Source organism: Kitasatospora sp. NBC_00374, from assembly GCF_041434935.1.
Lineage (GTDB): Bacteria > Actinomycetota > Actinomycetes > Streptomycetales > Streptomycetaceae > Kitasatospora.
Map to the genome: position 1 here is coordinate 1,585,117 of NZ_CP107964.1, position 21,683 is coordinate 1,606,799.

15 protein-coding genes and 2 pseudogenes are annotated in these 21,683 nt (G+C 73.6%); 5 read left to right on the top strand and 12 right to left on the bottom strand.

Annotated features, from left to right (window positions below):
- Positions 1-11: 11 nt before the first annotated feature.
- The 9 genes from OG871_RS07175 to OG871_RS07215 form a co-directional block, all read right to left on the bottom strand.
- Positions 12-749 (bottom strand): aspartyl/asparaginyl beta-hydroxylase domain-containing protein, encoded by a 738-nt coding sequence (locus OG871_RS07175; RefSeq protein WP_371495128.1) that lies wholly within the window; start codon positions 747-749, stop codon positions 12-14.
- A gap of 36 nt (positions 750-785) precedes the next feature.
- Entirely contained in the window at positions 786-7,172 is a 6,387-nt protein-coding gene (locus tag OG871_RS07180; RefSeq protein WP_371495129.1) for an amino acid adenylation domain-containing protein, read from the bottom strand.
- 64 nt (positions 7,173-7,236) lie between these two features.
- The gene (locus tag OG871_RS07185; RefSeq protein ID WP_371495131.1) at positions 7,237-7,737 is read right to left on the bottom strand and encodes a hypothetical protein; all 501 of its coding nucleotides are present in this window, start codon (positions 7,735-7,737) and stop codon (positions 7,237-7,239) included.
- A gap of 7 nt (positions 7,738-7,744) precedes the next feature.
- Entirely contained in the window at positions 7,745-10,297 is a 2,553-nt protein-coding gene (locus OG871_RS07190; protein WP_371495133.1) for a penicillin acylase family protein, read from the bottom strand.
- 69 nt (positions 10,298-10,366) lie between these two features.
- Positions 10,367-11,914, bottom strand: a complete 1,548-nt coding sequence (gene hutH / locus OG871_RS07195) for a histidine ammonia-lyase (protein ID WP_371495135.1) — start codon at positions 11,912-11,914, stop codon at positions 10,367-10,369.
- A 6-nt stretch (positions 11,915-11,920) separates the two neighbouring features.
- Positions 11,921-12,247, bottom strand: coding sequence for a cation:proton antiporter (locus tag OG871_RS07200; RefSeq protein WP_371495138.1), 327 nt, complete (start codon positions 12,245-12,247; stop codon positions 11,921-11,923).
- 14 nt (positions 12,248-12,261) lie between these two features.
- Positions 12,262-13,200, bottom strand: coding sequence for a cation:proton antiporter (locus OG871_RS07205; protein ID WP_371495140.1), 939 nt, complete (start codon positions 13,198-13,200; stop codon positions 12,262-12,264).
- An 11-nt stretch (positions 13,201-13,211) separates the two neighbouring features.
- The gene (locus OG871_RS07210) at positions 13,212-14,651 is read right to left on the bottom strand and encodes a tryptophan 7-halogenase (RefSeq protein ID WP_371495142.1); all 1,440 of its coding nucleotides are present in this window, start codon (positions 14,649-14,651) and stop codon (positions 13,212-13,214) included.
- 313 nt (positions 14,652-14,964) lie between these two features.
- Complete coding sequence (locus OG871_RS07215) at positions 14,965-15,312, bottom strand: LuxR C-terminal-related transcriptional regulator (RefSeq protein WP_371495144.1); 348 nt, start codon at positions 15,310-15,312, stop codon at positions 14,965-14,967.
- A gap of 201 nt (positions 15,313-15,513) precedes the next feature.
- Here OG871_RS07215 and OG871_RS07220 point away from each other — a divergent pair, with 201 nt between their 5' ends.
- The 3 genes from OG871_RS07220 to OG871_RS07230 all read left to right on the top strand — a co-directional run bounded on the left by OG871_RS07220 (position 15,514) and on the right by OG871_RS07230 (position 17,651).
- Positions 15,514-15,681, top strand: coding sequence for a hypothetical protein (locus OG871_RS07220; protein ID WP_371495146.1), 168 nt, complete (start codon positions 15,514-15,516; stop codon positions 15,679-15,681).
- Positions 15,682-15,896: 215 nt separating this feature from the next.
- Positions 15,897-17,132 carry a helix-turn-helix domain-containing protein gene (locus tag OG871_RS07225; RefSeq protein WP_371495148.1) on the top strand — a complete coding sequence of 412 codons (1,236 nt, stop codon included), beginning with the start codon at positions 15,897-15,899 and terminating at the stop codon, positions 17,130-17,132.
- 63 nt (positions 17,133-17,195) lie between these two features.
- Entirely contained in the window at positions 17,196-17,651 is a 456-nt protein-coding gene (locus OG871_RS07230) for an N-acetyltransferase family protein (protein WP_371495150.1), read from the top strand.
- 971 nt (positions 17,652-18,622) lie between these two features.
- Here OG871_RS07230 and OG871_RS07235 read toward each other — a convergent pair.
- Positions 18,623-18,748: pseudogene (locus OG871_RS07235) on the bottom strand (NAD(P)-binding protein); the annotation flags it as partial.
- 115 nt (positions 18,749-18,863) lie between these two features.
- Positions 18,864-19,370 (bottom strand): annotated as a pseudogene (locus tag OG871_RS07240) (TetR/AcrR family transcriptional regulator); the annotation flags it as partial.
- Positions 19,371-19,702: 332 nt separating this feature from the next.
- Between OG871_RS07240 and OG871_RS07245 the strand changes: the two are divergent.
- Entirely contained in the window at positions 19,703-20,158 is a 456-nt protein-coding gene (locus OG871_RS07245) for a hypothetical protein (RefSeq protein ID WP_371495152.1), read from the top strand.
- Positions 20,159-20,303: 145 nt separating this feature from the next.
- On the top strand, positions 20,304-20,735 hold the full coding sequence (locus OG871_RS07250) for a hypothetical protein (protein ID WP_371495153.1): 432 nt from the start codon (positions 20,304-20,306) through the stop codon (positions 20,733-20,735).
- Between the two features lie 9 nt (positions 20,736-20,744).
- Here OG871_RS07250 and OG871_RS07255 read toward each other — a convergent pair whose 3' ends face one another.
- Complete coding sequence (locus tag OG871_RS07255; RefSeq protein WP_371495155.1) at positions 20,745-21,614, bottom strand: helix-turn-helix domain-containing protein; 870 nt, start codon at positions 21,612-21,614, stop codon at positions 20,745-20,747.
- Positions 21,615-21,683: the final 69 nt, after the last annotated feature.

Here is a 21,683-nt window from a genome sequence, read left to right on the forward strand (position 1 = left end):
CCGCCGGGGCGTCAGGCGGCGGTGAAGTACCGCTGGAAGCGCGGCATCAGGAACTCGAGCGCGCGGACCTCGACCGGGGTCAGCTCGGGGTGCCAGACGTCCCACAGCAGCACGGCCCGCCGGTCGGTGCCCCGGTTCCACGCCTCGTGGATGAAGCTGTCGTCGAAGAGGATCACCTTGCCCTCCTCCCAGCCGCGCTGGTCGTCGCCGACCGTGATCGCGCAGCCGTCCGGGACGACCAGCGGCAGGTGGGCGGTGAGCAGCAGGTTCACGCCCCCGGTGTGCGGGGTGATGTGGGCACCGGGGTTGAGGATGGTGAACATCCCGTCGCGCGGGCCGTGCGGAGTGGCGTCCAGGGCGGCCCGGGTCGCCGGGCAGCGCTCGGCGGCCTCGTCCGTCCAGACACCGTTGCGGTACAGCTGGTAGGTGTCCCAGCCCTGCCAGCCCAGTTCCTTGGTGTACAGGTCCTCGTACGGTGCGAACCGGGCCTGTCCCTCGCGCAGCGCCGTGAACTCGGCGAGGATCTCCCCGTACCGCGCCTCGACACCGGCCACCCACGGCTGGGCGGCGGTGTCGTGCCAGGGGAGGGCGCTGATTCCGGGGAAGAACAGCCGGGTGGGCTCCTGGTCCTCGTGCAGGTACTCGGGGGCCTGCTCCCCGGTGAGGATCCGCAGGCACTCCTCGACCCGCTCCAGGTCCTCGCCGCCCACGGTCTCCCGCAGTTCGGCCATCACGCTCTCGACGTCCATGTGGTCGGTCCTCTCAGGTTCGTTTCGGATGTTCGGTCAGGTCCGGGTCCGGCCGCGCAGCGCCGCCCGGCGTCGCACGCCGCGCGCCTCCGCGCCGGACGGCCGTTCGGACGGCGGATCGGCCGCCGCGTTCAGGGCGGCGGCGAAGTCCGCGATCGTGGGCCGGGTGAACAGGTCCACCAAGCGGACCTCGCGGCCCAGCCGCTTGGCCAGGTCCAGTTGGAGGATCGCCGCGAGCATCGAGTTGCCGCCCGCTTCGAAGAAGTTGGTGTGCCGGCCGACGGGCCCGCCGCCGAGCACCTGGCGCCAGCCGTCGGCGATCAGCTGCTCGACCCCGGCGAGCGGCGCCGCGTCGGCGGTGGGCGCCGGGGCGTCGGGCACGGGCAGGCGGTTGCGGTCACGCTTGTTGGTGCGGGTGCGGGGCATCGCGTCCAGCAGCACCACGGTGTCCGGGACGGCGGCGGCGGGCAGCCGCCGGGCCAGGTGGGCCCTCAGGTCGGCCCCGGTGACCCCGGTGGCCCCGGTGGCGACGACGGCGTAGCCGACCAGGCGCTGTGCCCCGCCGACGGTGTGCACCGTGACAGCGGCCTCGCCCACCTCCGGGTGGGCCTCCAGCACCGCCTCCACGCCGTCGAGTTCGACCCGGTTGCCGCGGATCTTCACCTGTCGGCCGATCCGGCCGAGGAAGGCGAGGTCGCCGTCCGGCAGCCAGCGGCCGAGGTCCCCCGTGCGGTAGAGCCGGCCGTCCGGCTGCCACGGGTCGGCGACGTACGCCTTCGCGGTCTCCTCGGGGCGCCGGTGGTACGCCCCGGCCAGGAAGTCGCTGCGCAGGTGGATCTCACCGGCGACCCCGACCGGGCAGGGCCGGCCGTGGCGGTCCAGCACCAGGACCTCGCGGCCCGGGATCGGCCGCCCGATCGGGACGCCTTCCGGGAACCGCTCGCCCGGAGCGAGCATCCGGTGGGTGGCGAGGATGCACTCGGTGGGCCCGAAGTTGTTGTGCAGCCGCGGACCGTCCGGGCGGTCCGCCCAGGCGTCCGCCAGGGCCGGCGGCAGGGCCTCGCCCGACAGCAGGACGTGGCGCAGCTGCGGGAGCGCTCCGCCCCCGGCATCCAGGGCCGCGGTGACCAGCCGGAAGAAACCGGGCACCGTCTCGAACACCGCGACCCGCTCGTCGCGCAACCACTCGACGATCGCCAGCGGGTCCCGGCGGGCGCCGTCCGGCGGCAGGCAGAGCGTGGCACCGGAGCACAGCGCCACCAGGACCTCGGTGTAGGCGGCGTCGTAGGTGAACGGCGCCCACTGGGCGACCCGGCTCCCGGGCCCGATCGCCAGCGACTCCCGCTGCCAGGAGGCGAACTGGGCGAAGGCGGCGTGCGAGAGCACGATGCCCTTCGGGGCGCCCGAGGAACCGGAGGTGTAGACGAGGCAGAACGGGTCGGCCCCGGTCGTCCCCGGGTCGGGCAGGGGCCGGTCGGTGGTACGGCCGGCGGCGTCCAGCAGGGCCACCGGGACGCCGGCGAAGCCGTCCGCCCCGCCCAGCTCGGGGTGGCGGGCCAGCGTCTCCGCCGTCGCCAGTACGCACGTCGGACGGACATCGTCGACGACCGCGCCGATCCGCGGGGCGGTGTCCGCCGGGTCGAGGACGACGAACGCCGCACCGGTCTTGGCCACGCCGAGGACGGCGGCGCTCTGCACCGCGCCGGCGGGCACCAGGACGGCCACGAACCCGCCCGGTCCCGCGCCGCGTTCGGCGAGCTGGACGGCGATCGCGTCGGTCCAGGCGTCCAGCGTCCGGTAGTGCACGACGTCGCCGTCGTGGCGTACGGCCTCCGCGTCGGGACTCGCCGCCGCCTGACGGCGGAACAGCTCGTGGAGCGGGGTCGGATGCTCCGCACGGGCGGCGCCGAAGGGCCGGGCCGGCCGCGCCGGGCGGTCCGCGAGCTCCACGGCGTCCAACGGGGCCCCGGGGTCGGCGAGCGCGGCCCGCAGCAGGGTGTCCAGCTGGGCGGCGAAGCGGGCTGCGGCCTCCGGGCCGAGCCGGCGGCCGTCGTGCTCCAGGACTCCGCCGACCCGGTCGGGGCGCTCGTCGAGGGCGAGTACCAGGTCGTACTTGGCCACCGGCGGCAGCACCGGCCGCAGTTCACCCCGGGCGGCGCCGAGGCGCAGCTCCGCCGGCGGCGCGTCCTGCCAGACCAGCACGGCCTGGACCAGCGCCGGTCCGCGGGGGTCGCGGGCCGCGCCGAGCCCGGCGGCCAGCCGGTCCATCGCGACCAGCGGGCGGTCGAGGTCGGCTGCGAGGGTCCGGGCGGTGCGTGCGACCAGCCCGGCGAAGCCGCTGCCGGGGGCGACGTCGAGCCGGACCGGCAGCGTGGTCACCAGGGTGCCGACCACGTCGTCGAGTTCGGCGCGGTCGCGGTTGGCGACCGGGATGCCGACCACGACGTCGTCGGCGCCCGCCCACCGGCCGAGCAGGGCCGCGAACGCCGTGAGCAGGACGGTGAACGGCGTGGTACGCAGGTCGGCGGCCACCGCGCGGAGCCGGGCGGTGAGTTCGGGGTCGAGGCCGAACGGTGTCCGGCCCGCCGGGGTGTGCGGCCGTGTCCCGTCGCCGGGCAGCTCCAGTCGGCCGGCGTAGCCGTCCAGCCGCTGCGTCCAGTAGGCCAGGTGCCCGTCGTCGTGCCGCTGCGCGGCCGCGTACTCGGCGTATCCGACCACGGGGGCGGCCGGCGCCTCGCCGGCGCCGGTACGGGCTGCGTACAGCGCGGCGAGGTCCCGCACCGCGACGCCGATCGACCAGCCGTCGACGGCGATGTGATGGGCGGTCAGGACGAGCTCGCGGCGGCCTTCGGGGGAACGGAGCAGGACGGCGCGCAGCAGCGGACCCTCCGCGAGGTCGAACGGCCGGGCGACCTCCGCCTGCGTCGCCTCGGTGAACGCGCTCTCCTCGTCCGGCAGTTCGAGGACGGTGAGCCGGACCGGAGCGGAGCGGCGGACCAGGACGGGCCGGCCGTCGGCGAGTTCGCAGCGGGCGCCGAGCACCTCGTGCCGGTCGGCCAGCTCCCCGAGCGCCGCGTCCAGTGCCGCCACGTCCAGCGGGCCGTCGAGGCGGACCCGGCCGGACAGGTGGTAGGCCGGGGAGTGCGGGTCGAGGCGGTCGAGCAGCCAGAGTTGGCGCTGCTGGTCGGTGAGCGGGAGCGGGCCGTCCGGGACCGGCTCCCGGGGCGCGGCGGCGTCCGGTGCGGGCGTCCGCTCCACACCGAGGGCGAGGGCCGCGAGCGTCGGGTCGGCATAGAAGCCGGCCAGCGAGGGGGCGCCGCCGAGGGCGGCGCGCGCCCCGGCGAGCAGCCGGGTCGCGGAGATGGAGTTGCCGCCGAGGGCGAGGAAGTCGTCGTGCCGCCCGACCTGCTCGGCCTCCAGTCCGAGGGCCTCGGCCCAGAGCGGGGCCAGAGCCCGCTCGGTGGCGGTCGTCGGGGCCTCGGTGACGATCCCGCCGGTGAGGCCCGCTGCCGCGCGGACGAGCTCCGGCCGGTCGACCTTGCCACTGGTGTTCAGCGGCAGTTCGGCCAGTTCGGCGAGGACCGCCGGGACGACGGCCGCCGGCAGCCGCTCTCGCAGATGGGTGCGCAGTTCCCGCGACAGCCCGCGGGAGCCGGTGCCCGGCACGACGAAGGCCGCGAGCCGCGGTCCCGCGGGGTGCGCGCGGTCGACGACCACGGCTGCCTGCCGCACCCGGGGGTGGGCGGTGAGCAGCGCCTCGATCTCCCCGGTCTCCACCCGGTGGCCGAGGATCTTGACCTGCTGGTCGGCCCGGCCGAGGACGGCGATCCGCCCGTCGGGCAGGTGCCGCGCGAGGTCGCCGGTGCGGTAGACGGTGCCGCCGCCGGGACGCACCGGGTCCGGAACGAAGGCCGCCGCAGTCAGCTCCGGCCGGTTCCAGTAGCCGGCCGTCACCCCGGCGCCGCCGATCACCAGCTCGCCGACCGCGCCTCGCGGCACCGGCCGCAGGTACCGGTCGAGCACGTAGCAGGCAGTGCGGGCGACCGGACGTCCGACCGTGACCGGCTCGCCGGGCAGGACCCGCCCGGCCGTGGACCAGATGGTGGTCTCGGTCGGGCCGTACAGGTTCCACACCTCGGCGCAGCGTTCCACCAGGCGGCCGGCGAGCGCGGCGTCCAGCGCCTCTCCCCCGCTGAGCGCGCGCAGCCCGGCTGCGCCCGCCCAGCCGCCGTCGAGGAGACCGCGCCACAACGACGGGGTGGCCTGCATCAGGGTCGGCCGGTGCGCGGCGATCAGGGCGCCGAGGGCGGTCGCGTCCCGGACGCTCTCACGCGCCGCGACCACCACGCGGGCGCCCGCCACCAGGGGGGCGAACAGCTCCAGGACGGAGATGTCGAAGGTGATCGAGGTGACGGCCAGCAGGGTGTCCGCCGACGTGATGCCCGGCCGGCGCACGATGCCGGACAGCAGGTTCGCCACGCAGGAGTGCGGGACGGCGACGCCCTTGGGCAGGCCGGTGGACCCGGAGGTGTACATCAGGTAGGCGAGCGCGTCCCCGGCCGGCCCGTCCGGGAAGGGCACCGGTCCGACCGGGCCCTCCGCGAGGAGGTCGGCGGCGACCGCCTCGGCCACGCCGTCCTCCCCCGCCGTCCGGTCGGTGACCAGCACCCCGGCGCCGCTGTCGGCCAGCATGTGGCGGGCCCTCGCCGCGGGCAGCGCCTCGTCCAGCGGCACCAGGACGGCGCCGGCCCGCCAGATGCCGGTGATCAACGGCACCAGCTCGGCACCGCGCCGCACCCGCAGGGCGACCCGGTCACCGGGCCGCACCCCGTACCCGGACGCGAGCCGGGCGGCGACCCGGTCGGCCGCGCCGTCGGCCTCGGCCCGGCTGAACACGCGGTCCTCGTCCGCGACGGCGGGCGCCGCGCCGTCCTGCCGGGCGAGGTGGCGCAGCAGGGCCGGGACGGCGTCCCGGTCCGGGTGGGCCGTGTCGACGACGTTGAACTGCTCGACCACGCGCCGGAATCCGGCATCGGTGAGTACCGGCAGCTCCGCCAGGGGGCGGTCCGGCCACGCGGCCGCAGCACGCAGCAGGCAGGTCAGCGCCTCGGCGAGCCCCGCCACCGTGTCGGGCGAGAGGGTGGCCGTGCGGTACTCCAGCGTGGCCTCCAGCTCCCCGGAGGGCCTGGGGCGGACGAAGAAGGACAGGTCGTACTTGGCGGTGCCGCTGTGCGAGGGCGCCGGGGTGACAACCGCGTGCGGCAGCGTGAGGGTGCTGGTGGGGCCGCTGTGGTAGGCGTACATCAGTTGGAACACCGGCGGCCAGCCGGCCGCGGCCCGGTCCTCGACGACCACGTCGAACGGCGTCCCGCGGTGCCGCAGGTCGGCCTTGAGCGCCTCCCGGGTGCGTGCCAGCGCCTCGTGGAAGGTCAGCTCGCCGCCGAGGTCGCTGCGGTGGGCGATCAGGTTGAGCAGCGGGCCGACCACCTGGGCGAGCGCGGGTCGGTTGCGGGTGGCCACCGGCATGCCGACGATCAGGTCGGTCTTCCCGGTGAAGCGGCCGAGGACGGCGCAGAACGCGGTCAGCAGGACGGTCGGCAGGCTGGCCAGCTGCGCGCGGCCCAGGACGGCGAGTTCGGTGGCCAGGTCGGCGGGCAGGGTGAAGTGGTGCAGCGCGCCGGCGACGTCGTCGGCCCGCTCGACGGTGGCGGTGGGCTCCGCGGCGCCGACCAGGTCGTGCGGGGCCGGCACGTCCCGGGGCAGCCCGGTGACGGGCTGTTCGCCGGTGAACCGGTCCCGCCAGTGGGCGAGATCCCGCTCGCGGCCGTCCGTGTCGGTGCGCTGCCAGGCGGCGTAGTCACCGAAGTCGGGCCCGGTCGGCGCCGCTTCCGGGGCGCCCGTCCCGCCGCCGCACCGGGCGGCGTACTCGGCGGTCAGGGCCTCCAGGAACACCCCGAATCCCCAGGCGTCGACCAGGATGTGGTGGGCGACGAAGAGCAGCAGGTGCTCGTCCTCGGCGAGCCGCAGGAGATGGCAGCGCATCAGCGGCGGGCGGTCCGGGGCGAAGGGCCGGGCCGAGGCCTCGGCGACCGCCTCGGCCAGCCGGGCCTCGCGCTCCCGGGCCGGCACCCCGGCCAGGTCGGTCTGCAGGACGGCCGGGCGCACCCCGTCGGCGAAGGCCTGGTACGGCTCGCCCTCGGCCACCAGCACGTGGCAGCGCATCATCTCGTGCCGCTCGGCGAGGGCCGCGAGCGTGTTCTCCAGCGCCCGGGCGTCGACCGGGCCGGTGAGCCGGAAGGCGGCGGTCTCGTTGTGCAGGGCGGTTCCCGGAGTGCGCTGCTCGGTCCGCCAGATGGACTGCTGGGCGTAGGAGAGCGGGGCACGTCGCCGGTCGGCGCGCAGTGGCAGCGGGGTGCGGCTCATCAGGCACCGCCGGCCGCGGGGCAGGCGTGCGGGGCACGGGGGGCGTGGGGAGTCTGCATGGGATTCACGAAGCCTGTTCGGACGAGGTCAGACGGAGGTCGGACGAGGTCGGACGGACGGAGGCGGGCGCGGTCGCCGCAGGGGCGGGGTCGGCCGCGGCGAGCCGCGCCGCGGGCAGCAGGGCCCACCCGGCGGCACAGCCGGCGAGCGCCTGCAGCACCGCGACCAGCAGGGTGGCGGCCACCGCCAGCGCGGCGGAGGAGGGCAGGCCGGCGAGCGCGGCGATGGTCTCCGCCGTCGCTCCGACCGGCTGCCCGGTGAGGGCCCGCCACCCCAGCAGCAGGGCCCAGCCGGCGGCGCCGCTCAGCGCGGCGAGCCCGAGGCGCGCGGGAAGCCGGGTCCGGCGCACGGCGCCGGCGGCTCCGCCGAGCACTCCCACCGCGAAGGGTGCGTACCAGAGCCCCGCTGCCGATCCGAGTGCCACGAGGAGCACGCCGACGGGACCGGTCAGGAGCGGCGCGGTGTACCGGCGGAGGCGGGCGGACACCATCCGTTGCGAGAGCATGGGCGGCTCATCCTTCCGAGGTGAGGGTCCACTTGATGGCGTCCGAGCCGTGCTCGGCGGCCGTGCGCAGCGGCAGGTACTCGCCGCGCCACCAGAGGTCGATCAGGTTGCGGTACCAGGGGGAAGCCGGGTTCTCGCTCTGGCCGCCCGGGTAGACCGCCCGGGCCTGCGCCGTGGCCGTCCCGGTCCACTGGACGACCATCCGCCAGCTGGGCCCGAAGTCGGAGTCCATTCCGCCGTCGGCGTTGTCGACCGTCCAGGTGTCGCCGCCGTCGGGCAGCGGTCCGTGGCCGAGGGCGGGTACCTGGGTGATCGAGGGGATCACCCGGTGGTGCAGCCGCCCCCAGTTCCAGCCGGCCGGATCGGGGCCGAGCTCGCCCGCGAGGCCGGTCACGGTCTTGGCGAAGGCGTCGCGCATGGCCCCGTGGGCGTCCCGGCCGGGGCCGCCCGGCGGGGTGAAGGCGGGATTGGACCGGTCGCGCAGGCTCCACTGCTCCAGGTCCTGGACCAGTGCGGGCGGCGTTCGGTCGAGGGCGAGGTGACGGCGGGCGAGGTCGACGGGGACCTTGCGGTCCGTCCACCAGGGCTGGAAGACCTCGCTGAGGTAGGAGGTCAGGAAGCGCCACCAGATCGTCGCCTGCGGCGACTTCTCGTCCATCGCCGCGTTCCAGCCGGTGAGGAGGTCCCGGGCGGCGCGCTGCCGGTCGTCCAGCGGCGCACCGTCGAGGGCCTTGAGCAGCTCGGGCACGAGTTGGGCGGCGAGCCCGTCGACGAGGTCGTTCTGGAGCGTGCCGAAGTCGTCCGGTCCGAGCGCGGATCCGCCCTGGAGCGCGGAGTTGATCCGGGCGGTCCGATAGCCGGGGTCGAAGTCCTGGGTGGTGCCGATGTAGTAGGGGTAGTCGTTGCCGACGGGCCGCTGGTTGGCCGTCACGACGCTGTGGGAGGGCGGGTTGTAGACCTGCGGGACGGCCTCGAAGGGGATGGTGCCCGCCACGTCCGAGGCGCCTTCGCCGGAGAGCGGCAGCCAGGGCTCGCCGCTCTTGACCAGCGGGTAGTAGCCGGGGGCGACGATCCCGATGTTGCCGTGGTCGTCGGCGTACACGAAGTTCTGCGTGGGGGCCTTCCAGTCCCGCAGCGCCTCGCGGAACTGTCCGTAGTCGCTCGCCGTGCTGAGGGAGAGCAGGGCCGCCAGGTCCGGCGAGGGGATGTTGCCCATCCAGTGGACGGAGGTGGTCTGCCCGGCCCGGGTGATGACCGGCCCGTGCACGGTGAGGTCGACGGTGAGCGGGACGGCGTCGCCGCCACGCACCGGGATGGTGTACTCGACGTGCTCCAGCGGGCGCCAGGCCCCGTTCCAGTAGTAGGAGCCGGGGTGGTCCGGGCTGGTGGTCTCGCTGTAGAAGAGCGTGGACTGGTTCTGTACGTCCGTCAACGACCAGGAGATGTGCGCGTTTCGGCCGATGAGGACGGCCGGCATGCCGGGCAGGCTGGCACCGGTGACGTCGAGGGTCGGCGAGTGCAGGGCGATCTCGAACCAGTCGGAGGGCAGCGAGAGCTGCAGGTGCGGATCGCCTGCGAGCATCGACTTCCCGCCGGCCACCGCAGGGCCGTTGGCGGCCCAGGCGTTGCTGTCCGGGTGCAGGTGCAGGGTGCCGGCCGGCAACTGGTCGGCGCGGGCCAGGACGGCACTGGCGGCGTCCGCCTGGCGGGAGGTGTCCAGCGGCCGGGGGTCTGTCGGGCCGCTGCCCGGTGCGAGGGCCGCCGGGTCGGCCGCGTTGGCGTTCCGCTCGGGGATCGGCGCGACGCCGAGGTCGCGGTACGGGCCCGGGTCGTAGGGCTGTTGCGGGGTCGCGGGCAGGACCGGGAACCAGGCCTTGGTCAGCTCCGGCCCCAGCGAGCGGTCGGCCAGCGCGTAGCCGAGCGGCACGGTGCTGAAGTCGAGCTGCTGGGTGAGGACCTCCTGGACGACCAGGCTGTCCACCGGGGTCCAGCGGCCGGGGTGGACGCCGGTGAGTCCGTAGAGGGCGGGCCAGTCGTGGCCGTCCTCCAGTTCGGCGATCCGGGTGTTGACGCCGGCCGCGTAGGCCGTGAGCGCCCGGCCGGCCGGGCTGTCGGGCGGGGTCTGCGCCCAGCCGGCCTCCGCGGTGCGGCGCAGCCCGAGTTGGAGCTCGAAGGTGTCGGACTCCACGGCCCCCGGGCCGCTGAGTTCGGCGAGCCGGCCGGAGCCGAGCCGCCGCAGCAGGTCCATCTGGGTCAGCCGGAAACGCGCGGTGACGTAGCCCTGGGCGCGGAAGAGGTCGTCGTCGGAGGCGGCGGTGATCGAGGCCGGTCCCTCCGGGCTGAAGGTGGCCACGGCCGGGGCTGAGAGCCCGGGCACGCTCAGCCGTCCGCTGGTCGGCAGCAGGCCTCCGTCGGCCGAGGCCCAGGCGCCCCGCACCGGATCGAGGGCCCGCCCCAGGGCGGGGATCGGTCCGGTGCCGGTGCCGAGGACGAACATGAGCAGCCCGGCGACGACCAGGGCGCCCAGCCGGCCCGCAGTGCGGCGGATCTTGGCTGACACGGTGCATCCCATCGTCTGGTGGTCGGTTCAGGAGGGTGGCGGCCTGGGGGAGGCCCCCACCCGGGGGTGCTATTCGGCCGCCGCGAGGCGGTCGGCCTCCTGCCGGATCCGGCGGGACCAGGTGCCCGCCTCGCGGGCCACGAACTGCCGGGCCAGCTCCAGGTCGGTGGCGAGGACCCGGTCGGAGTCGAGGAAGTCGACCTCCTTGCGCAGGGCCGCCAGGAGGTCGCGTCCCATCTCGGACAGCTCCAGACCCGGCAGCAGCTCGGCCGCCTGGGCGGCGGACAGCAGCTCGATGCCGAGCACGTACTCGCAGTTGTCGATGATCGTGCGCAGCTTGTAGGCGGAGGTGCCGCCCATGCTCACGTGGTCCTCCTGCAGCTGGCAGGTCGGGATCGTGTCGACGCTGGCCGGGTGGCTGAGCGTCTTCGACTCGTTGACCAGTGCGGCGGAGGTGTACTGGGCGATCATCAGGCCGGAGTTGACGCCGGAGTTGGCGACCAGGAAGTCCGGCAGACCGCGGCGGCCCGAGTGGAGCTGGTAGGTGCGCCGCTCGGAGATGTTGGCGAGCTCGGAGACGGCGATGGCGAGCATGTCCAGCGAGAACGCGACGGACTCGCCGTGCAGGTTGCCGCCGAACAGCGCCATCTCCTCCTCCGCGAAGAACAGCGGGTTGTCGGAGACGCTGTTGACCTCGTCCTCGATCGTCTTCCAGGCGAAGTTGACGACCTGCCGGATCGCACCGTGCACCTGGGGGATGCAGCGGAAGGAGTACGGGTCCTGCTTGGACTTGTTCGCGGTGTCCAGGGTGTGGTGGTTGCCGCCGAGCATGGCGGCGCGCAGGTTGCGGGCGACCGTCTTGCGGTCCTCGTGCGCCGTGGACGTGTGGTACAGCCCGTGGGCGAAGGTGTCGGAGGTGCTGAACGCCTGGGAGCTCAGACCGGCCACCGCGTCGGCGAAGTCGACGAGTGCGGCGATCCGCAGCAGCGAGTCGACGGCGTGTGCGGTGATGTACTGCACGCCGTTGGTGAGGGCCAGCCCCTCCTTCGCGGCCAGGGTGACGGGCTCCAGACCGTACTGCTCGCCGAGGACGGCGCCGGGCCGGCGCTCGCCGTCGATCCACACCTCGCCGAGGCCGAGCAGGGGCAGACTCAGGTGGGCGAGCGGGGACAGGTCCCCGCTGGCGCCGACGGTGCCCTTGCTGGGGATCACCGGGATCAGGTCGGTGTTCCACAGCTCGATCAGCCGGTCGATCGGGCCGCGGCCGATACCCGTGATGCCGGTGCGGAAGGTCAGCAGCTTGATCAGCATGGCCAGCCGGGAGACCCTCGGGGAGGCCGGCTCGCCCACGCCTGCGGCGTGCGACACCACGTGGTTGTACTGCAGTTCGTTGACCTGCTCCGGGGCGACGCGGGTCTCGCAGAGCGCGCCGAACCCGGTGTTCACGCCGTAGACGTGCTGCGGGCCGACGGCGAGCTCCCGGACGAACGCGGCGCCGGTGGCGACCGCGTCGGAGACCTCGCCGGACAGGCTCAACTCGGCGCCGGTGTCGACGATGGAGCCCAACTCGGCGAGGTTGTAGCGACCCTGGCGGAGCTCGTGTGCGGTGGTGGACATGTCCCCTCACCTACCTGTTCTCGAAGGGATCCGCGGAGCGGATCGAAGGCTCTGGTGTTCGTACTCGAAGTCGCCGAGCCGCTGGGCGTCGCCGCCGGCCCGTCGTTCCAACAGCTGCAGGACGGGCCCGGCCATGGCCGTGGTGACCAGGGCCATCAGCACCAGCAGCGAGTAGAGCGAGGTGTCGATCACTCCCAGCTGGAGGCCGACGGTGAGGATCACGATCTCGGTCAGCCCGCGGGTGTTCATCAGCGTGGCCAGCGCCGCGGACTGCAGTTTCGGAACCGCGCTCACCCGGGCACCCGCGTACGCTCCGGCGAACTTGCCGAGCACCGCGGTGAGCAGGATCAGGGCGAGTTCCCGGCCCCGGACAGACCCACCGAGGAGAGGTCCACCCTGATCGCCGCGAGCACGAAGTAGACCGGGAGCAGGAGGCCGCCGACGGCCTCCAGGCGGCCGGTCACCTCCGCCGCGACGTCACGCCGAACCCCGCGCGGGGCGACGGCCCCCAGCAGGAACGCCCCGAAGATGAAGTGGATCCCCATCCACTCGGTAGCCCAGCAGGACATCAGCAGGGCCACCAGCAGCACGCCGAAGCGGCCCGGGGTGACGCCGTCCTCCTCGGCCCCGGCGAACACCCGCCGCAGCAGCGGGCGGACACCGAGGACCATCACGGCGAGGTAGACCGGGACGAGCAGCATCCGGTGCTGTCCGGCGGTGCCCGCGACCGTCGCCGAGATGCCCAGCAGGCCCCAGGCGAGCAGGTCGGCGATCGCCGCGGCGGCCAGCGCGACCGCGCCGAGCCGGGTCCGGTCCAGCCCGCGGTCGGACAGGATGCGGGCCAGGACCGGGAAGGCCGTCACCGACAGGGCGGCGCCGAGGAAGATCACGAAGCCGGCCCGGTTGGGCCCCGGGTGGGCGTCCGCGACGGCGAGCGCCAGCAGTGCCCCGAGGGCGAACGGCAGCGCCACCGAGAACACCGACACCCGCAGCGCGAGGCCTCCGCGGCCCCTCAGCTCCCCGAACCGCAGCTCGTAGCCGATCGCGAACATGAAGAGCGCGAGCCCCAGGTTCGCGAGCGCGGTCAGCATCGGCCGGACTTCGGCGGGCAGCAGGGCGTGTGCGACCGCCCCGCCGAACAGCGAGGGTCCGATCACGATCCCGGCGAGGATCTCACCGACCACGGCCGGCTGGCCCAACCGCCGTGCCAGCGCTCCGAACAGCCCGCTCAGGGTGAGGACGGCGACCAGTCCGAGGAACACCCACTGCACCTGGTGGGAGGTCATCGACGACTCCCTCAGGACGTGGCGGGCTCGAAGGCCGCCCAGTGCATGCCGTCCACGGACTCGACGAGTCCGCCCTCGCGCACCGGCTGGTCGCCGCTGCTCTCCCCGAGCAGCGCCTGTGCCTGGATGCGCGAGCCCTCCCAGTGCATCTTCGGGATCTGGCCGAGCAGGTCGGACTTGCGCTCGTCGGAGATCATCGCGCCGGCGCGGACCAGCGCCGACTCGTCGGAGGCGCCGCCGCCGACCAGCTCGACGAAGGACTCGGCCTCCGAGGCGGCACCCCGGGTGACCTTCTTGGCCTCGTCGAAGTAGGCCCGCTCGTCCTTGTCGACGTCGTAGAACTGGACCAGGAAGTCATGGAAGAGGTAGTACTCGCGGCGGTAGCGCTCCTCGTACTCCCCGAAGCAGTCGTCCTCGGCGATCTCGCCGCGCAGCGCGGTGTTGATCGAGCGGGCGGCCAGCAGGGCGCTGTAGGTGGCGAGGTGGACACCGGAGGAGAACAGCGGGTCGATGAAGCAGGCGGCGTCGCCGATCAGGACCAGGCCCGGGCGCCAGAACTTCTCCTGGATGTAGGAGTAGTCCTTGCGCACGCGGATCTCGCCGTACGGGCCCTCGGTCACGCGGCGGGCGTCGGAGAGCATGTCGGCGACGAGCGGGCACTCGGCGATCAGCTGGTCGAGGACCTTCTCGCGGTCGCCCTGGATCAGGTCGACGGCGGCATCGCGGCGCAACACCGCACCCACGCTGGTGAGTTCCTCGGAGAGCGGGATGTACCAGAACCAGCCGAGGCTGAACGAGGCGCAGATGATGTTGCCGCTCTTGGGGGCCGGCATCCGCTTGCCGCCCTCGAAGTAGCCGAAGAGGGCGATGTTCTGGAAGAACTCGGAGTAGCGGCGCTCGCCGCCGACCTTGCTCTGGATCCTGCTCAGGTTGCCGGATGCGTCGACCACGTAGGCGGCGCGGACCTCGCGGCGGACCCCGTCCGAGTCGTCGTAGCGGACACCGCACACCCGGCCGTCCCCCTCCAGGACGTCCACCACCGCGCACCGCTCGCGGACGTCGACGCCCTTGCGGCGGGAGTTCTCCAGCAGCAGCTGGTCGAACTTCATCCGCTCGACCTGGTAGGCGAAGGAGGTCGGGCCGGAGAACTTCTCGGAGACGGCGAAGTCGAAGGTCCAGGGCTCGGGGTTGACCCCCCACCGGAAGGTTCCGCCGTTCTTCCGCTGGAAACCCGCCTCCGCCAACTCGTCGGTGACACCGAGCAGTCGGCAGATCCCGTGCACGGTGGAGGGCAGCAGCGACTCGCCGATCTGGTGGCGGGGGAACTCCTCCTTCTCCAGCAGGAGGACCTTGTGGCCCTGCATCGCGACGAAGGACGCGACCGTCGAACCACCGGGGCCGCCTCCGACGACCACGACGTCGTAGTCCGCTTCCACGGCTTCCTGTTCCACAGCATGACTCATTGCCGGACGACCTTCCCCGAAAGGGCTGTTGTGGGTGGACCGAGGCACGCCGGAGACCACGCGGGGGCGCGTGTCCGGACCTTCTCGGTGATGTGTCGGGCGCGGGGGCGAATGCGGGTCCCACGCGGGCGAGCCGGCGGCCGAACCGGATCTGCGCGTCGCGCCGGGTCCGGCCGTTCCCGGATGGCATCCGGGGGCTTCGCCGTCGATCCTGGCACGGGGTGCCGGTCCGGGACCAGGGAACTTTGGTCCACCCGCCCGGAGGCGGTCCCCGTCCGCGACCGCCTCGTTCGGCAGCCGCTCAGGCGGCCAGGCGGGCAGCGGGGTCCAGCCGGGCAGGGGCGTGCAGTCGGGTGGCGGCCTGCTCGGCGCCGCCCTCGGCCCGTGCGATGCGATGGGCGAGTGCGGCGAGCCCGATCTGGAGGCGGGACTCCAGGCCGAGCTTCTCCAGGATGCTGCCGACGTGCTTCTTGACCGTCCGCTCGCTGACCCGCAGCTGGCCGGAGATCTCACGGTTGGAGCGCCCGACGGCGAGCAGGTCGAAGACCTCGCACTCGCGGACGGAGAGTACGGCGATGCTCGCCAGCGCGTCCGCCAGCCGCGGGGCCGCGTCCCAGCCCGCCCGCCGGCAGATCGGTTCCCTTGCCATCAGCACGCTTCCTCCTTCTGGACATGTCATGGCTCGAACGCTAGAGCGACTTGTCAAGCCTGTCAATGCACTCATGACGATCTTGACTAGAGCTGGCAAGACTCCTAATCTCATCCTTGCCACCGGACGACCGGAGCCGACGCCGGGCCCCCACGCCCCCGAGGCGCTCGACACGCCCCCACGGACTGGAGGAACTCCCGCATGAACCAGCACCACCGCCTGTTTACCGTCCTGTGCCTGTCCGCTCTCGCCCTGCTGACTGCCGGGACCGCGGACACGGACGTCACCGAACGACCGGCCACCACCGGGCAGAGTGCCGCTCTCACGGCGGCGTGGTCGCACTCCGACGCCGAGATCGACTGGCCGTGACACCGGGCCGGCGAGCCCGGGAGGCATCCACCCCGGGGCTGCCGGATCCGCGCCATTGCCAGGCTTGGCAACGAAAACTCAGGCAACTTGCCAATCGCACCGCAAGTTGGACAACTGAGTCGCCGGATGACAAAGTGTTCTACGCGGGAGACGGCCGGGGGGATCTTCTAGGAGGTCCCGTTCCCGGAATCGGATCTACGCAGGAGGACGCGGTGTTGGAACAACCGCTTTTCGGGCAGCGACTTCGGCAACTCCGCCAGGAGCGCGGGCTGTCGCAATCGAAGCTGGTGGGCCAGGGCATGTCGGCCGGATATCTGTCGCGCCTCGAGTCCGGGGCCCGGCCGGCCACCGCCACGGTGGTGGAGTATCTGACCGTCCAGCTGGGAGTGCCGGCGTCCGCCTTCGACGCGGAACGCTCGACCTCCCTCGCGGAGGAGGTCGCCGTCGCCGTCTCGGCAGGCGGCGAGGAATCCACGGCGGAGGTGCTCGGCGCCGTGGCGCGAAACGGCGAACAGGGCTCCACCGCGCTGCGCTGGCTGTCCCTGTGGCTGCTCGCCCCCTCGACCTCCCAGAAGGCGGCCTCCCGGCCGTCCGGGAGCAGCGAAGCCGAGTCGATCGCCCGCCAGCTCGTGGACCTCTCCGACCACCTGGGCGTTCCCGTACTGCGGCTCAGATCGCTTCTGGTGTTGGCGCGTTGGCACCGCTCGTCCGGCGACATGGGCACCGCCCACCAGCTCGCCGCCGAGGCCCACCGGATCGCCGACGCCGACGCCGACGGCGTGACCGACGCCGACCGGGTACGCGCCCTCCTCGTCCTCATCTCCGCCGAGGCCGAGATCGGCCGGTTCCAGGACGCCCTGGCCCACGTGGCCGAGGCGGAGCGGCTCCTGCCGGACGTCCCGGTCGCCCTCGGCGTCGAGACCCTGTGGACAGCCGCCGGCGTGTTGGTCCGGCACGGTGACATCACCGCCGCGGCCGACCGGCTCCAGCAGGCGCTGGAGCGCCAGGACAGCCGGGAGGACATCACGACGTGGCTCCGGCTCCGGCTCGCCGCGGCCTCGCTCTTCCTGCAGATGAACCCCCGCCGCCCGGACGAGGCGGCACCCCTGCTCGACCAGGTCGCGCCGGTCCTCGACCTCGTCGCCTCCGCGCGACAGCAGTTGGAGTTCCGGGCGCTCAAGGCCCACCTCCTGTTCACCCAGGGCCGGATCGCGGAGGCCGGCGAGGTCTGTACCGACATCGGCGAGGCACGCGCCGACCTCGGGATCCGCGACCGCCTCCGCCTGGAGGTGCTGGCCAACCAGATCAAGATCCTCCAGGGCCTCGAACAGGTCGGCATCTCGGCCATCGAGGCCCTCGCCCGCCAGGCCCAGGAGGCGGCCAACGTCGACCTCGCGGCCGAGATCTGGCGCAACCTCGCCGAGACGCTCGCCGCCTCGCGCGTGCGCTGACCGATCGTCACAAGTTCGACAACCACCGGAAAGGAGGGCCATGACATGACAGAATCACCGGCCATGAACAGTGATCAGCTGGTGATCCGCCGAGCCGTCCAGGCCGACGCGGAAGCGGTGGCGGAGGTCTGGATCCGGTCGTTCGACGCGGCGCTTCCGACGGTGCGCCGGCCGCGGGGCAACGACCGGATCCGGCTCTGGTTCGCGGAGAAGATCGTGCCCCACCGGGAAACCTGGGTCGCCGATGCGGACGGTGTCGTGGTCGGCATGATGGTGTTGCACGACGGGGACCTCGACCAGCTCTACGTCGCGCCGGACTGGCGCGGACGCGGGATCGGCGACCGCATGGTCGCACTCGCCAAGGAGAACTCCCCGGAGGGCCTTGAGCTGTGGACGTTCCAGGTCAACGCCCCGGCCCAGCGCTTCTACGAGCGCCACGGCTTCGTCGAGAGCTTCCGCACCGACGGCAGCGAGAACGAGGAGCGCGAGCCCGACATCCGGTACGCCTGGAAGCCGTGACGGCCGACGCCCCCGGACCACCTCCCCACCACCCGCACGGCCCCACCCCGTCACGGCGACCCGCCGAAGTCCGCGTGAAACCTCGGTCCGCGGGGGCGACGAGCATGAGCACCGAACACGTGGAGACGGAGCGCAAGTACCGACGGATGATGGCCCGGCGGCTGGCAGTGTTCGTACGCGGCCGCGTGCTGGTGCCCGTCGCCCACCTGCACACCCACCGGCGCCGCAAGCTGCTCGTCGACGCGGCCGGGGCCACGCTCGCCGAGATCACCGAGGACCGGGCCACCGCGCGCACGATCCGTCCGGCAGAGTCGGCGGACCGTCGGACGCCCGGTCTGCCGCGCCCAGCGCCCCTGGCGTCAGCACCCGCGCCCGCGCCGGCAACTGCCCGCCCATCAGCAGGCACGAACAGAAGAACCACCGACACCATGGCCGATGTGGCCCGGCGACCACAATGCGACCACCAGCTGACGCGGCAACAGAAAGAGCCGGTACCTGGCTTCCCAAGTACCGGCTCTCACAATTGACTTCACGGTCGGGACGGCAGGGTTTGATCCTGCGACCCCTTGACCCCCAGCCGCCGTCACCTTCTCCCCGGTGGCGTTCGGGTGGAACGGGACGGCCGGGGAGCCGGGGAGGGCGCCCTCGATCCAGCGGTCGTCCGAGCAGATGTCGTGGCCTGCGGTCGGGGTCGCGGTGTCGACGTAGGTCGCACCGTTGGCGGTGGCGGTGGACCTGCGCATGGCGTTGAGCCTGCCGAGCGTGTCGTGCAGGTACTCCACGTCGCCGGGGGTCACCGGCTGGCGCTGGATGCACGTCGTGAGGTCGATGCCGTCGGCCCAGTCGGCGGGCACCTTGAGCGCGGTGTAGGAGTGCACGGTGCCGTCGCCTTCGAGGTGGGTGAGGAAGCCCTTCTCCTCGGCAAGCGCGAACATCATGCCGCGGCCGACGAGTTCGGCGGTGGCGGTGTGGCGGGCGGTCGGTGAGGCGTCGAGGTCGAAGACGGCGGCCTCGATCCCGTGGAGGTGCAGGACCCGGGCGAGAGTGAGGCCGCCGAGGCCGGCGCCGACGACCGCGATCGGGTGGTGGGTGGTCATGCGCTCTCCTCGGGGTCGGCGGGTCCTGGCGGGTGTCGGAGGCGGGTGCGGCCAGCGCGCCGCTGATCAGTACCTCGAAGCCCCAGGCGAGGCGGGCGCGCCCGGTCCCGGACAGCAGCCGGGTGCCGAGGGCCGCGATGTGCGGGTGGCGGGGGCCGGTGGCGCCCTGCAGCGCGGCGGTGAGCGCGTCCCACTCGCCCGCGCTGTCGGGGGCCTGACGGCGGGCGGCCTGCTCGGCCGCGGTGGCGGTCGCGTAGGGCAGCCGCAGGTCGAGGGCCCAGGCCGCCCGCCCGGGCGGGACGCCGCCCTCGTCCAGGAGGGCGAGCACCGTCTCCACCAGGTCGAGGTAGTGCTCCCCCGACGGCCTGGCCACCATCGCCGCGCGGGCCAGCGCGGGGTGTTCGAACAGCACCTCGACGTACGAGGTGAGGGCGCGCACGAGCCGGTCGCGCCAGCCGTCGGCCCCGGCGGGGGCGAGGTCGACCGTGCCGAGCAGGTCGTCGAGGACGGCCGCGTGCAGCTCGGCGGTGTTGCGGACGTAGACGTAGAGCGAGGCCGGGCCGGTGTCGAGCTCCTGCGCCAGGCGGCGCATGGTGACGCGGTCCAGCCCTTCGGCGCGCATCAGCCCGACCGCGGTGGTGATGATCACCGCCCGGCCGAGGGGCGGCTTCGCGGGACGCTCCCGGCGGCTGCGGGGTTCGGGTGTCGGCGTGGTCACGGTTCGTAACGAACATGTTCGTTACGAACAAGTTCGTCACACCCCTTGGCCGAGCGGGCCCGGCGGGCCGGGTAGGTTTAGTGGTGGCAGCTGCGTCTGCCCGTTCCGAGCCCGGCCCGCCGCACCTGTGGGGGCGAGCGGCGCGGACAAGGGTCCGTCGACTCACGCGAACACCGCAGACCGGTCTCCTCGTCCTCCTGCCGGGTTGCGTGGCCAAGCACCGGAGGAAGAAGCACATGACGACCAACCGTGTCCGCAAGGACGTGATCCGCGAGCGGATGGCGGCGACGGGCGAGTCCTACAACGTCGCCGCCCGCAGCCTGCAGCAGGCCACCCCTAAGGCCGAGGTGGCCGCGGCCCTGGCCGTCCAGCGCTGGCTGCCGGCCGACAGCCTCGACCTGCCGTGCCCCTGCGGCGGGACGTGCGAGCCCGGGGAGACCTGCGCACGCTGCCACGCGCTCCACCGCCACGTGGCCCGCAACCCGGGCAGCACGGACGAGGTCGAGGTGTGGGAGGACCGCTACGACTGCCTCGGCTGCTCGGCCTCGTACCGGCTGACGATCGTCCTCCCGGGCCGCCCGTGGGGAGCGGTCGAGTCGGTGCCGCAGGCCCGCGGCGGCGAACCGGCCACCCGGGTCCGGGTGTTCCCCGGGGTGGTGCATCCCGGGCTCGCGGGCCCGGCCTCCGGCTGAGCCGAACGCCGTTCCCTTCCCCGGTGGGGCCGGGCCGCCGGAAACCCTTCGGTCCGGACCGTCATCCGTCCAGCGCCGCCGACGCATACCGTCCTTGCGACGGCCGCACCCGGCCGGACGGACAGCTGCACCGAGGAGACCCCGCATGGCCCTGCTCAAGTCGACCACCGTGGACCAGGTGGCCGAGGCGGTCCGGCGGGCCGACCCGACCGACCGCCTGGTCGTCACCCTCGCCGCCCTCCCCGGCGGCAGCCCCTGGACGCACGCGCTGATCTGCGGGCAGTTCGACATCGAGCGTTATTTCCTCACCCTCACCGAGCGGGCCGTGATGGTGCACGACATCAAGTTCCTGCGCCACCGGCCGGGCCGGCTGCTGCACCGCATCCCGCGGGCCGAGGCTGCTCGCGGTTTCACCGACCTGCACCGGCGGATGCTGTGGAGCTACTTCCGCTTCCACCTTCCCGGCGAGGCGCAGGCGACCAGGCTGAACGTCCGCCGGGCGTGGCGCCCGGAACTGGACCGGCTCGCCGCCGCTCTCACCGCCGAGCAGCCCGCCGCCCCGGCCCCCGTCCGCTGAGCGGGCCGACTAGAGCTCCCCCGCCGCGGCCCGCTCGGCGACCGTGCCGCCGGTCCAACTGGCCAGCAGCCGCAGCGATTCGGCCGACTGGGAGCCGGGCTCGGCGTGGTAGGTGAGCAGCACCTGGTCGGCGTCGCCGGTGGGGCTCAGCGTCTCGTACTGGAGGGTGAGCCGGCCGACGACCGGATGGTGCAGCTCCTTCACGCCGTGGCCCTTCTCCCGGACGTCGTGGTCGGCCCAGAGGCGGCGGAAGTCCCCGCTCTTGACCGAGAGTTCGCCGATCAGGGAGGCGAGTCGGGGGTCGTCGGGGTAGCGGCCGGCGTCCATCCGCAGGATCGCGACGACGTCCGAGGCCTTGCCCTCCCAGTCGTCGTACAGCTCGCGGGCGGTCGGGTCGAGGAAGACCTGCCAGGCCATGTTGCGCTGGTCCGGCGGCATGGCCGGGAAGTCCCCCAGCAGCGCGCAGGCCAGCGCGTTCCAGGCGATGATGTCCAGCCGGCGGCCGAGCACGTAGGCCGGGACGTCGGTCATCGCGTCGATCAGCTGCTGCAGGGCGGGCCGTACCCGTTGCGGCCGGGTGCTGGGGCGGGTGCGGCGGCGGGTCGGCTCGGTGAGACGGTTGAGGTGGTCGCGTTCGACCTGGTTGAGGCGCAGCGCGTTCGCGATGGCGTCCAGGACGGCGGCGGACACGTTCTCGCCGTGGCCCTGTTCCAGCCGGGTGTAGTAGGCGGTGCTCACGCCCGCGATCTGCGCGAGCTCCTCACGGCGCAGCCCGGGCACCCGGCGCCGGCCGCCGTACGGCGTCAGCCCCACGTCCTCCGGCTGCAGCCGGGCCCGGCGCGAGCGCAGGAACTCGATCAATTCGGTGCGCTTGTCCATACCGGAAAGTATGAGGGTGACACTCCCGGTGGTACGCACGCCGTTCGTACGTCGGCCGAGGGTCTGGTT

Excerpts from the sequence above, each read along its gene's own strand:
- OG871_RS07175 (WP_371495128.1), bottom strand. The coding sequence starts at position 749 with ATGGACGTCGAGAGCGTGATGGCCGAACTGCGGGAGACCGTGGGCGGC.
- OG871_RS07180 (WP_371495129.1), bottom strand. The coding sequence starts at position 7,172 with ATGAGCCGCACCCCGCTGCCACTGCGCGCCGACCGGCGACGTGCCCCG.
- OG871_RS07185 (WP_371495131.1), bottom strand. The coding sequence starts at position 7,737 with ATGCTCTCGCAACGGATGGTGTCCGCCCGCCTCCGCCGGTACACCGCG.
- hutH (WP_371495135.1), bottom strand. The coding sequence starts at position 11,914 with ATGTCCACCACCGCACACGAGCTCCGCCAGGGTCGCTACAACCTCGCC.
- OG871_RS07205 (WP_371495140.1), bottom strand. The coding sequence starts at position 13,200 with ATGACCTCCCACCAGGTGCAGTGGGTGTTCCTCGGACTGGTCGCCGTC.
- OG871_RS07215 (WP_371495144.1), bottom strand. The coding sequence starts at position 15,312 with ATGGCAAGGGAACCGATCTGCCGGCGGGCGGGCTGGGACGCGGCCCCG.
- OG871_RS07220 (WP_371495146.1), top strand. The coding sequence starts at position 15,514 with ATGAACCAGCACCACCGCCTGTTTACCGTCCTGTGCCTGTCCGCTCTC.
- OG871_RS07230 (WP_371495150.1), top strand. The coding sequence starts at position 17,196 with ATGAACAGTGATCAGCTGGTGATCCGCCGAGCCGTCCAGGCCGACGCG.
- OG871_RS07245 (WP_371495152.1), top strand. The coding sequence starts at position 19,703 with ATGACGACCAACCGTGTCCGCAAGGACGTGATCCGCGAGCGGATGGCG.
- OG871_RS07250 (WP_371495153.1), top strand. The coding sequence starts at position 20,304 with ATGGCCCTGCTCAAGTCGACCACCGTGGACCAGGTGGCCGAGGCGGTC.
- OG871_RS07255 (WP_371495155.1), bottom strand. The coding sequence starts at position 21,614 with ATGGACAAGCGCACCGAATTGATCGAGTTCCTGCGCTCGCGCCGGGCC.